Source organism: Streptococcus sp. 1F3 (assembly GCF_054968985.1).
The window spans coordinates 35,647-48,764 of the sequence record NZ_JBUEQR010000069.1 but is presented as its reverse complement, the minus strand read 5'-3'; the positions used below and the strand labels follow the sequence as shown (position 1 = coordinate 48,764).

7 protein-coding genes are annotated in these 13,118 nt (G+C 44.6%); all 7 read right to left on the bottom strand.

The window, feature by feature from the left end:
• Nucleotides 1-8,021, bottom strand: an 8,021-nt coding sequence (locus ACVPON_RS06840) for a DUF6531 domain-containing protein (RefSeq protein ID WP_462877467.1), incomplete at its 3' end; no start/stop codon positions are given.
• The gene (locus ACVPON_RS06835; protein ID WP_462877465.1) at nucleotides 8,018-8,623 is read right to left on the bottom strand and encodes a hypothetical protein; all 606 of its coding nucleotides are present in this window, start codon (nucleotides 8,621-8,623) and stop codon (nucleotides 8,018-8,020) included. The genes ACVPON_RS06835 and ACVPON_RS06840, both read right to left, overlap by 4 nt.
• Before the next feature lie 8 nt (nucleotides 8,624-8,631).
• On the bottom strand, nucleotides 8,632-9,330 hold the full coding sequence (locus ACVPON_RS06830) for a class B sortase (protein WP_462877464.1): 699 nt from the start codon (nucleotides 9,328-9,330) through the stop codon (nucleotides 8,632-8,634).
• A gap of 689 nt (nucleotides 9,331-10,019) precedes the next feature.
• Nucleotides 10,020-10,235, bottom strand: a complete 216-nt coding sequence (locus ACVPON_RS06825; protein WP_462877462.1) for a hypothetical protein — start codon at nucleotides 10,233-10,235, stop codon at nucleotides 10,020-10,022.
• Nucleotides 10,236-10,464: 229 nt separating this feature from the next.
• Nucleotides 10,465-11,004, bottom strand: coding sequence for a nucleotidyl transferase AbiEii/AbiGii toxin family protein (locus ACVPON_RS06820; RefSeq protein WP_462877460.1), 540 nt, complete (start codon nucleotides 11,002-11,004; stop codon nucleotides 10,465-10,467).
• 2 nt (nucleotides 11,005-11,006) lie between these two features.
• The gene (locus tag ACVPON_RS06815) at nucleotides 11,007-11,609 is read right to left on the bottom strand and encodes a DUF6088 family protein (RefSeq protein WP_462877471.1); all 603 of its coding nucleotides are present in this window, start codon (nucleotides 11,607-11,609) and stop codon (nucleotides 11,007-11,009) included.
• Nucleotides 11,610-11,902: 293 nt separating this feature from the next.
• Nucleotides 11,903-13,054 carry an iron-containing alcohol dehydrogenase gene (locus tag ACVPON_RS06810; RefSeq protein ID WP_462877458.1) on the bottom strand — a complete coding sequence of 384 codons (1,152 nt, stop codon included), beginning with the start codon at nucleotides 13,052-13,054 and terminating at the stop codon, nucleotides 11,903-11,905.
• Nucleotides 13,055-13,118 lie beyond the last annotated feature (64 nt).

Here is a 13,118-nt window from a genome sequence, read left to right as displayed (position 1 = left end):
AAAGTACCTGCTTGGCTATCGTAGTACCTTGCACGTAGGTAGTCGAATCCTGTAATATCACGAGCTTCCCCGTTGTAGGCAAAAGGATTGCCCGTTTCATCTGTGGTGGACTTGGTCGCACCGTAGAGGTTATAGCTTGATGAAACGACTGAATTTCCATCTTGGGTCAAGCCTGTGACTGAACCTGACTGGTTGGTCAAGTAGTGGTAGCTATCCCCTGTCTCATGGTTGAGATAAGACGTCCTGCCCTGTCCGTAGGTATAGGTCTCTCTTGCTTTCAAGTCTCGGTCATAGGTCTGAAGAACTTCGGTATGCTTGCGATTGACATCGTTGACATAGTTGCGTTCTTCGTAATAGTTAAAGCGATCCTCTCGTGTGGTGTAAGGAATGAGAACCTCTTTCACTTCTGAGGCATAGGTCACTTGACCCTCACCTGGGAGATCTCCAAGGTCTGGTGGATTGACCACTAACCCCTCCTTGGTCGCCCGGTCTTTCGCCACTTTCTGGTGGTAGGCGGTCGACACATCGTCAAAGAGTTCATGCCAGATAGTCCCCACCGTCTGTGGTAGGGTCGATAGTGCCTGTAAGACATTCTGACTAAAGCCATACCAGAAGAGGCTATTTTCCTCACCAGCTGGTGCTGTATAGGGCGATTTCTTCTTGTCCTCACGCTTGAAGAGTTGATAAGTGTGCTTGCCCTCCTTACGACTAGCGGTAAAGACCCGATTGTCATCCCCATCATAGAGGGCTGCCATCAGGAGCCCCTCCTTGTCCTTGACCGCAAGCAGGCGGTTTTCCGTGTCGTAGATGTAGTCTAGCTTCTCCTCATTCTGCTTAGAAGAAATCCGATTGCCATTCTTATCGTAAGTATAGGTCGTTATGCCGTCCTTGGTCTCTAGCTTGGTTAGGCGGTTGTTATCGTCATAAGTGAAGCGGGTCTCTTCTTCCTTGCCCTCCACTTCTTCTGTGCTGGTCAACTTGTTTCCTGCTAGGTCATAGGTGTAGGTGAGCTTGGAAAACTCTTTCCCTGCCTTGTCGGACACTGTCATGGTCTCAATTTGACCCAGGGTATCATAGGTATAGGCTTGGACAAGGGTCTCCCCGTCTTGGGTGATGGTTTCCTTGGTAATGTAGTTGCCATCGTCATACTCGTAGGCATAGCTGGAAATCAGTTTGTTCTTCTTATCCACATGACGGAGTTCTGTCACACGGTGCGCCTTGTCATAGGTCAAGAAGCTCTTAGTGCCGTCACCCCGTTTGACTTCCGTCATATCGCCTGCTTCGTTGTAGCTATAGGTGGTCTTCTTCCCTTTGACGTCTAGCACCGAGGTCAGGCGATCCAACTCGTCATAGGTGTAGGAAACGGTACTTCCATCTGGGTAGGTCATCTGGCTGATGTTGCCGTAGGCATCGTAGTCATACTGAATCAGACTACCGTCTCCCTGACGGACACCTGTGATTTCCCCTTCTGCGTTGGTCTCGTAGTTGGTCGTCCCTGTCAGGTCACTCATAGAGACACGGCGACCGTCGCTATCATAGGTATAAAGGACTTGACCGTCTTCTTTCTTGGAATAGTCTACCTTGAGCAATTGGTCCAACTTATTGTAGTCGTAGCTAATCGTCTGACCGTCTGCCTTGGTGACTTTCTCTAGCTGGTTATTGATATTGTAGCTGTAGGTCTCCTTGTCTCCAAGGGCGGTCATGCGCTCCACGACATTCGAGAGTTGGTCATAGGTGTATTTTGTGACCTTGCCATTCCCATTGGTGATGGAAGTAACATTTCCTACACGATCATAGGTATACGTTGAGGTGGAAGCCTTGTCCCCTGTCCCTTGGGTAGCTGAAAGCAACTGGTCCTTGAGGTCATAGGTGTAAGTCTTGATGCGCTCACTACCAGATGTCACACTGGTCAAGTTACCATTGCCGTCATAGGTCATGCTGGCTTGCCCACCTGCTTCATTCATGACCTTGGTCACATTGTTGTCATGGTCATAGGTGTAGAGGGTCAGTTGACCTGCCGTATCACTTTCACTAGTCAAGCGGTTAAGGGCATCATAGGTACGCTTGGTCACTTGTCCGAGTGGATTGGTCTCTTCTAAGAGATTCCCATTGGGGTCATAGGTGTAGCTGGTCTCCCGCTTGCCGTTGATGGTTCGCTTGGTTACTTGACCAACTGGGTTATAGCTTGAGGCAATCTCTCGGCCTGTCGGACTGGTGATGGTCTTGAGCTGTTCAAGAGTGGTGTAGCTAAAGCGAGTGGTCGCTCCCGATGGACTGGTCAACTTCTCAAGATTCCCTGCCCCATCATAACTATATTTCGTTTCAAGATCAAGGGCATTCTTAGCTGTCAAGAGGCGACCGACCTTGTCGTAGGTATAGCGATTGCTTCGATCTGACTGGTCCGTTTCCTTAGTCAGGTTACCCGCCACATCGTAAGTATAGCTCTTAGCTAGACCTTGGGGACCGGTTTGCTTGGACAGACGACCCAAAGCATCGTAGTTGTAGGTATACTCTGCCTCATTTGGCAAGATACGTTTGGTTGTGCGACCATAGAGGTCATTGGTGTAGCTTGTCGTATGTCCATTGGCATCCGTTTCCTTAGCAAGGCTACCTGTCCCGTCATAAGCATAGCTTGTCTCGCCACCTGTCGGGCGTTTGAGGCTAGAGAGACGGTTCATCGCGTCATAGGTAAAGGTGGTCGTATGCCCCTCCCCTGTGGTTTCGGTGAGACGGTTGCCGACCCCATCATAGGTAAAGGTTTGAGAGCTACCCGTTGGAGCGACTGTCTCCACCACACGACCCAGTGGGTCATATTTGAAGGCTGTTGCCTGACCATTTGGATCGGTGTAAAGCACTAGGTTCTGATTGGCATCGTAGCCATAGCTTGAGCTATTCCCATTGGCATCTGTCATCTTGGACAGGTTACCAAGGACATCATACTCATAGGTTGAGCTGTTGCCCTCTGCGTCTGTCTCTGTGACCACGCGATTGAGGGCGTCATAAGTGTAGATCGTCTCCCGCTTGAGGTGGTCAACTATCTTGGTCAGGTTCCCGTTATCGTCATAATGGTAGGTTTTGCTCTTGCCCTCTTGGTCGGTGGAGGTTACGAGATTGCCCATCACATCATAGGTAAAGGTCTCGCTGGTACCGTCCGCATAAGTCACTTGGGTTAGCTGGTTGTCACTGTCGTAACTGTAGGTCGTGACTTCTCCAAGGCTGTTGGTCAGAGTGAGGCGGTTGCCAGCCTGGTCATAGGTATAGGCCTCATTCAGATCTTGGTTGTCTTTCTTGGTCAAGACACGGTTGGCCGCATCATAGGTGTACTCTGTGACGAGACCACTAGAGTTGGTCTGCTTAATGAGACGATCCAAGGCGTCATATTCTTGAGTAATGGTCGTGCCATCTGGCAGGGTCACTTCTTTTAGTTGAGCGGTCTCTGTATAACTCATCTTGGTGCGATTTCCATTGGCATCTGTCTGCTCAATCGGATAGCCCAATTCATTATAGACATAAGTCGTTTTACCACCTAAGGCATCCACAATCTCTTTTGGTTGTTCCATTTGATTGTAAGAGGTAGTGGTTGTGTTGCCAAGACCATCGGTGATGCTGGCGATTTGGTTTTGACCGGTATAGGTTGTTGTCGCCGTATAGCCTGCCGCATCAGTGACACTATTCTGGTTACCATTGGCGTCATAGGTCATGCTTGTCTTGTGACCCAAGGCATTGGTGGTCGCAAGGAGACGACCTGCTGGACTGTACTCATAGGTGGTTTCACGACCGAGGCTATCTGTCATGGACAGGATATTGCCCATAGAATCCAAGATGTAAGACACACTTGTTTTATCTGGGTAGGTAATAGAGGTCACATTACCAGACTTGTCATAACTATAGCTGGTTGTCTTATCACCTTTGGTTTCTGTCAGTTTATTTCCTACTGCGTCATAGGTGTAAGAGACGGTCTGACCTGATTCATCGGTATACGATAGGACACGACCCATAACATCGTATGTCGTGTTGGTCTTTGTTCCAATTGGGTAAGTCACATCCGTCAAATAACCAGAAGCATCATAGGTGTTTTCTGTGACCTGCCCCAAGGCATCGGTCACGGTCTTGATGGCATTGTATCGGTCATCATAAGTCAAGCTATTCGTATGACCTGCTTCGTTTGTACGATTAAGAACACGCCCCAGGACATCACGAACAAAGGTGACCGTTTGACCTGACGCATCCGTTTCTGTCAGGAGACGACCACGGCTATCGTAAATGTAGGTCGTGGTGTTGCCTTCTGCGTCTGTCATAGACACTTGATTCCCCACGCCATCATAGGTGTAACTGTAGGTTCCACCCTCGCCATTTGACGCCCCAATCTTACGACCAAAGGCATCATAGGTAAAGGTGGTGGTATTGCCATTACCGTCTAGCACACCTGTAACTTGACCAGCTTTGTCAAAAGTATGGGTTGTCCCTACACCGTCTGCGTCAATCTCACTCAACTTGCGACCTTCCGCATCGTAGGTAAAGGTGGTGGTGCCACCACGAGGGTTGGTAATCCCCGTCACCTGATTATGGGCATTGTAGGTCAAGGTGCTTTCCCCACCCAGTGGGTTGGTAACGTTGACCAGATTAGCCCCCTCATAGGCAAAGGTTGTCTTAGCCCCTAGGGCATCTGTCGTAGACAGGATACGACCTTGTTTGTCGTGCGTATAGGAAATGGTTGTTCCGTCTGGTAGAGTGGTCTTTGTGAGGTTACTCTTCCTGTCATACTCATTGGTGGTGGTAGCTCCACCAAAGTCTGTGACAGACAAGAGGTTGTTCTTCTCATCATAGGTAGAGGTCTTAACCGCCCCGTCAAAGCGGGTTTCGGTCAAGACATTTCCATTTTCATCATAAGTGTAGCTAGTTATTTGACCCAGTTCATTGGTGCTACTTGCCAAACGGTTATGGTCATCATAGGTTTTAGAAACGCTTGTCCCATCTGGGTAGTGAATACCTGTTGTCCGGTAGTGGTCATCATAGGTATAGGTGGTCTGGTTGCCGTTGGCATCTGTAGTGACCGTTTGACCCTCGCTATAGGACAGGGTAGACACGCCACCCACCGCATCCGTTTGCTTGGTGACACGATTTTGGTCATCATACTCGTTCTGGATGACTTTTGTGCCATTTCCGTCATACCAGGCAGTCATCCGTCCCTTGTCATCGTACTCATAGCGAGTCGGCACACCTGTCGCATCGGTATAGGTGGTCAGGTAGCCATTGTCATCATAGTCATAGGATAAGGTAGACCCATTTGGGATTTGGATAGCACCGATGTAGCCTGCTTCATTGTAGGTAATGCCATAGACAAGACCAGTTGGTGAAGTTACCTTGGTTAACTGGAAGTTTTCATTGTAGTCAAATGTCGTCTTGTTGCCTTTTTCATCTGTCTGGCTTGTCAAAAGTCCGTGGAAGTTAAAGACTTTTTCTTGGTTGTCTGTATCAGTAATGCGGTACTCTTTGACCTCATACTTTTCCTTCTCTTCACCTCCGAAGTCGCCCTCCTTGGTGTCAACAGTTTTGACCTTGAGAGTGAGTTCATAACCTGTTGGTGCCTTGTAGCGATCGCCATCTTTGGTAAACTGAACAACTGAACCATCCGTACGAGTATAGTAAAGAGTTTGGTTCTCATCTCTTGAAAGCTGCTCATTAAAGGCAAAACTCCAGCCACGACCAAAGAGACTATTGATCCCTGCAGCCTTCGAGTTGTAAGAACGGGCAATTTCAAAGTCACCAGCAATATCAGGGATAGACACATCCACCCGCTCCAGATAGAAGTTACCTGTGTTTAGGTTAATCGGTTCAAAGCCAAACTCACAATGGAGACCCCGTCCCATCAAGAGTTTATCCACATCTGCTTTTACATCATCATTTAAGGCAGGCGGATTATAGGGCTTGGTCGCATTCTTTCTCGGATTGCGGATAAAAAGGGTGTTGTTTTTCACCACCAACATATCCTGAATGCGGTTGTCGTAGGCAATTTGATTGAGGGGAACACCATAATAACTGGCTATTTTTGGAAGCGTGTCATACTGGGTGACCTTGTAAATCAGGAAGGTCTCACTGGATTTCTTCCCGCTAGTCACTCCGTCTTTTTGGCTCTCGGCATCAATGGTGTAGAGGGTGTTCAGTTCTGGTTCTGTGAAAGGAACTGTCGTCTGCCAGTTGGAGAGTTTATCACGATACTTGGTTGTGCCAGCTTCAAAGACAGACTCAAAGGTACTGGTATTGGGATACTTATAGGAGAAACTCGCAGGAGTATCGCCTTTATAACCCTTAGTAGCGTCGCTCAAACCATAGCTAACAGTTGCCCCCGGTGTCGTCAGACCATCCGCAAAGACCCCTTGGAATTGGAGCTTGCCTGTCTTGTCGGTCTTGACCATGGTGCGCAGATTGATTGTAGTATTGCCCAGTTCATAGTTCATATCCACTGGGTCTGGGACAGACCAGTTAATCGTGATACTAGGAGCTTGATCGGGGGTGAAGCCACCTTGGGCAACATTACTGGGGTCTGCTTCTGTGGTATAAAAACCTGCTCCATTCACATTCTCATCAATAGCTTTGACAACGAGACCGAAGTTGGGAGAAAGTCCTTGAACCCAATTCGTTACTGCGGTCCGAATATCGAAGTGATGAAAGCCCAATCCATGTGGATGAATGGCATTCTCGCCTGCTATTTCTTCCTCTAATGAAAGAGAACTCAACCAGTCAATGGTATTGATGTCAAAATCTTGCTTGAGATAATAAGCTCCAAAGGTAGCCGCAGCAGTTCCTTTTCCGTCTGAATACTGAAACAGATTGAGACTGGCGCTATCAATACGGGCTTCTTTTGGGATACTACTAAAGTCATAATTGACCTTAACGTACATACGGGTCTTGCCAATATCCTGGATGCCCTCCATTCCCATATTGGCAGACTCGATATAGCCGACATAGCCATAGGCGAGTCCTTGGTAGGTCCCTCGAATCGAGCTAGTCACGACATCAAGAATGTTCTCCCGCGGAACGGTGACTGTCGGGTCAATCCGTACAGGGTACTGGCGCTCTTTGGAAGAAAGCCAGTCTTTGCCTGCGATGACGGTCACTTGGTATTTCCCAGATTTTTCACTCAACTCTAAGGTCACATCTTGACTGGTCTCACCAGCTGCGTCCACCATGATAGGGGCTGTCAAGACAAAGAGAATCTTGGTTTTGCCTTTCTCACGAACCAGCACCTGATTGTTTTCAAGGCGAACATCGTAATTTCCAGCGTCTAGCCCATAGGTAAAGCGGTTCTTGCCTCCCCACTCGGCAAGGACGATTTCTTCTTTGACACCGTTAGACTGAACCGTGTACTGGACATCGGTCTTGCCTTCGACGTTGTTATATAAAATCGCGTTTTGTGCAACCGTTGCCTTGTCATAGGTCGTCTCAAGAGGATAGAGGGAGATTTTCTCCTCTTGATGAAGGACATCAATCGGGGTTTCTTCCTTGACCTCACTTGGCAGCACCACTCCAACTGGGGATTCTTTAGGGAGATAGTAGTGGTTGCCGTTGGCATGATAGGAATACAGGGACAAGTCAACAGGGACTTCTAGCCCGTCTTGGTCTACATAGGTCTTGACGCTACTCCCAATATGGGTCACAAAATGGGTCTCATCCACACGGTAGAGCTGTTCTTGTCCACTGACCGCTACAGGTTCTCCATATTTCTGTTTGAGTTCTACTTCCGCATCACTCTCTTCTGTCACAACCTTGGGTTGTTGGATGGCATCGCCCTCCTCTTTGGGAGAGTCGGATGTTGCACTGGACGAATCAGTAGATTCAGTATTAGCATTCTCAGAACCAACGGTTTGGCTCTTGGCTTCTTCTACTGCCTCTTGATGAGCTTGTTCTGCTTGAGATTGTTCAATAGCCTGACCGATTTCCTCAGCATACATAATTGGGCTATTGGAAACAAGCAGGACCAGTAACACAAGGGCATTCATTAACTTATGAAGTCGTTTCATCTGGACGTCTCCTTTACGAGGTAACTAAAATAATACAAGGTAGCAATCAGTACAATCTCATCAATAACTGACACAAGGACTGAACCAACAGTCGGTAGAAAATAGCTCAGAAGAACGATACAAATAGATACCATGATCACTCCTACTAATGGTAGCCATAGGCAGTTCCGTCTTTCCCTAATAGGCAAGTTCTTATGAATACTGACTAGACCAAAGCACAAAATTACCTTTAGGACACTTTGAACGATGGTACTCATTGTCCAAACACCTATCCGCACAGCATCATAGGCAAAGCTGGTATGGTCATACAACAATTGACCGAATCCACCAATGATGAAACCTAAAGTAACAGCAGTTAGAAGATAGGCTAAGATCAGCTTTGGCAATCGCTTATCAGACCGATGGTGTCTGTAAAACCAAACAAGCAAAGGAAGGAGCAGCGCTATCCCTAAGACAAGGGCAACTAGGCTTAGGACAAGTAGGAGAACAGGCAAGCCCCTGTCTCTAGCCCAAGGAGAGACCACTCCTGTATACATCAGTCGCTGGCCAATTCCTAACAGTAGTAAACTCAGAGACAGCCTCCAAAATCTGGAAAGTTTCATCTTGTGTATCATGTATCTGTCCTTTCTGTGACAGTTCTTAACTTAGCAGTAACGACATAGCGCTGATTATTGTTCACAGCATCACATGTCGAAAGGATTAAAAACCTGTCCTTGTCGTTTTCAATCGGCAAGGATCGATAAGCACCACCATAGGTCTCTACTCGTTCCTTCAGGGTGTCAAGGTAGTGGGTTAAGCCACTTCTCGTCCCTAGCTGGAAACTTTCAAAGAGGTGGTCATCTATATAAGGGTGTACAGCTACGATGTCATATTCATAACGATGGTCTATCGTATCAATCCTTATCAGAGTATGGTCTTTGAAAAACTGTCGATCCGCAAAATAATCCAAGGAGCCAAACATAGAATCATCAACCATGGCATGACCGTAAATAATCGTTACAGAATCATTGAAGGTCTTGGTATTCACCAACTCTGTAAAAATCGCACCATAGTAAGTCTCATTTCGATCCAAATCATGAGATAGGTAATAGCTATCTTCTGTTGGGTGTTGGGCAACAGGATAGTCAATCTTTGTGCCTTCAACCCTTAACCAAGCATAGACATCTGGATTTTGATGAAAAAGCTCCGTTTTCTTATCATGATAAGCCCTCTCGCCAACATCTTCTTCAAAACGTGATAGATAATAAAAGCCATATGAGAATAGAGCGAATAGAACTACCACTCCTAAACATTTAAACAACCGTTTCATAGTACTCTCCTATAGGTACAATTATAGCAGAAGATAATCGTATTTGTAAACGAAGTATAAGTTTATTTCGTGATAAGACTTGCTATATCATATACACAGTTAATATCTTTCTTTTCTCTTCAGACCAGAGTAGTGATTGAAGGGGTACGTTTATTCCCATTAACACCTAGTCTATGGAAACAAACACGTACCCCCTAGGGTTTGTGGAAATAAATCACCTCATCATCATGCTATCAAACCTACTCATTCAACTTGTACTCTCACTCTGATACTTACCCCCCTATACGACAAAAAGCCTTGTCTCCAAGGCTTTGTAACATGCTTTCGTTCAAAGGTTTCTAGGATTTTACGAGCAGAGCAACACACTCGGCGGTTCGCTGTCTCCAATCGCTACGTCGCCACGCTCCTAGCTCTTGGACAGCTATGCCCCAGGGCACTCTCTCAACTTTCAGTCTCACCTTGTCGCATGGGCGGAAGTAAATGCTATTCGTCGTCGCTTCGCTCCTTGACTAGCAAACTTACCGCCTCAACATGTGCTGAGAGCCTTCTTCTATACTAATAGACGAAAGGGAGTGATGGTGATTTTAGAATTATACTGGGGAACGGAAAAAAGCTATCAGAATTGCTATCAAAAAACGGCTGGGAACTCCTGATGGAAGCCCAACCTTTTTTCTTAAAATAACTGATGTCTAAAGTTTATGGATTTCTTTCTCTAAATTAGCGATAGTTATTAACACCTCTTCAAATGATGGCACAAACCCATAAAACATTTCTTTCATTTGGTTGTAATCAGTTTCAATTTCTTTTAATCTGTAATCATCTGGAAGCAATCTAATTCTTTCAATGGTTGCGTCCTCATATTTTGCCCATTTTCGAGGATAAAATTTTTCCTTAAATGAAACCACTTTCTCCAATAACTCTTGATTCGTAAAGCTCTATTCTTATAAATCGAATGGGCAAGACAGTAATGCCGTGCATAACGTATAGGCATTTTACTATCTGCTGGTCTATTTGCCTCATGATGTAAAATTGTAGCTTTTTCCCAAAAGGTTCTCTCTGGTAAAACAGTCCTAACTGAAATACTATCTCCCACAAATAACGTCGGGTAAACCTTGTATAAATCAGGAGTAATCTCTACCATTTCAGAGGTGTCCAGGCAGCTAGAGCACCAATTTCTAAGCGAATGTTTTGCTTCACATACTCTGATTGGAAACTTGTCGGATATTCAAAAAGCACTGTTTGTGGGTCATTTACATCTATACTAATTTGAAAATCATCTTCAAGCAGTTTCGCAAAATCTAACCTCATCTGTGGAATTAACGCATTCACAAGAAAGTCTTCTGCTTTTAAATTTGATTCCTTATTGAATTTATCCTGTTGCGTATTTGAACGGGATTGCCACGGTTCGTCTTTACCATATCCAATCACCTGCCAATCCAAGATTAAATCAATATCTTCTGAGAATCGCTTAATTAAATCATAGCACTTAGAAAGACTTGTACCCCCTTTAAATGTAAAAGCATCCTTCCATTCACTCTTTGTAAAGAGATAGTTGAGTACGAAACAAACCCAATAGTCTTTCTCAACGATCACTTCATTGATACCAAGTCTTTCCGAAGCATTTCTAATAATGGCTTGAAGGTCTTCTTTGGAAATTTTTTTAAATTCTAGCATCTTTAGGATTCTCCTATTTTTTTCAAGATTTTATAAATCCATGCACTGGTAGTCTTGCCTTCCTCAAGAAGTTTCTCTTTATCACTTATGGCTAACCTATTCTTAAGATAAAGAATCTGTTCTTCTGAAATATTATCTTTTCCAATAGCTTTGATGGCTTGAATAACGAGTGCAGTTAATTGTGACATATTTGAAATGGTACTGTTTGTTGTTCGCTTGAACACTAGTTTCGTATTTCCAATTAAAAAATTTACATACCGTCCATCAGAAATATAAGTCCATTGAGCTGGAACTTGTGTTGACAACCCTAATAAATTTAGAGCTGTGTTCCCTGAAGGTGCAATTGTCCAATTATATTTTCTAGCAATGGCAATAGCCACTTCATTTATTGAAGGAGACTCAAATTCCCCAATCAATTCAATATACCTTGGTTTGTAATACACACCGTTTACAATACGTTGAATCGTTCCATCGTTAACAAATCGATTCAAGTTTTTTCTAATAGTCTCATAATCAGCGAGTTCTAGAAAATCATTTGAAATAAAGACTGCGCCGTCTGGTAGATTATCAATCTTACTATTAATTTTAGCTTTTATGTTACTCAATTCCTCACCACCTTGTCCCAAATATTATACAATATTTGGGACAAAACGACAACTATCTTTCTGAAGATTATTTCGTCGTATGAGCAAAACTCAAGCTACTATAGTCATTTCACTTTAAAAAGTAACATTCAGACACTCTCTAACACACGAACAAGCTCATCAAAACAGACTCGAAAAGCCATCTACATTCATGCAGATGACAAGATGATTATCTGTAGGTGATGTGCTGACTATTTGATAGGAAGTAGCACAAAAGCCATTGATTATTGGACAAAAGGAAAGGCATCAAGCCCTTAAAATAATTCTCTATAGAAAGCGATGGTTTCTTCCAAGGTTGGCATGAATGGATTTCCTGGAGCACAGGCATCCACTAAGGCATTTTTAGAAAGATATTCAAAATCAAACTCTTCTTCTACGATGCCAAGTTCTGTCAGTTTTTTAGGGATACCAACCATTTCAGATAAGCGCTCGATGTTTTCGATTGCAAATGTCGCACATTCCTCGTCAGTCTTGCCCTCAGTTATGAGACCGAATGCTTTAGCGACATTACGGAAGGCAACAGGAACGCGTTTAGCATTCTCTCGTTCGACAATAGGTAGGAGCATTGCACAGCAAACACCATGTGGAAGATGATAGACAGCACCTAATTGGTGAGCCATTGAGTGAACATAGCCAAGACCTGCATTATTGAAGGACATACCACCAAGGAAAATGGCATTCACCATAGCTTCACGCGCTTCAATATCCTGTCCGTTCGCTACGGCTCGGGGCAAGTATTCATTAATAAGCTCGATAGCCCCAATTGACAATTTTTTAGTCACATCATAGGCTCCTGGTGTTACAAGGGCTTCAATCGCATGAGTCAAGGCGTCCATACCGGTTGCTGCTGTTAAATTTGCTGGCTTTGAAAGCATCAGTTCTGGGTCATTGACTGACATAATAGCTAGGCTGTTTTTGTCAACCATCACCATTTTTACTTTACGTTCTTCATCAGTAATCACATAATTAATCGTTATTTCTGCTGAAGTCCCTGCTGTTGTATTAATAGCCACCACTGGCAAGCCTTTATTTGTAGATTTATGAAGCCCTTCATAATCTTGAGGTTTTCCACCGTTTGTTGCCATAATGGAAATACAGCTTGCAGCATCCTGAGGAGAGCCACCTCCTACTGAAACAATGACATCACAGTCATTTTCTTTCAAAAACTCCAGACCATCATAGACATTTTTACAACTTGGATTTGGATCAACATCTTCAAAAAGAACATATTCAATTCCTGCTTCTGAAAGGGGGGCGGTCACCTTTGGTAAAATATCACTTGAAGCAATGAAATGATCCGTTATAATCAAGGCTTTTTTGAAACCACGCTCTGCCATATGACTAGCAAATTCATTGATCACACCACGACCGATAAGATTAACGGATGGGACATAAAAAGTTGACATATATTTTCTCCTTACTAATAGCGTTGAATACTCTTTAAAAATCAAAAGGATACTTCGTCAACTT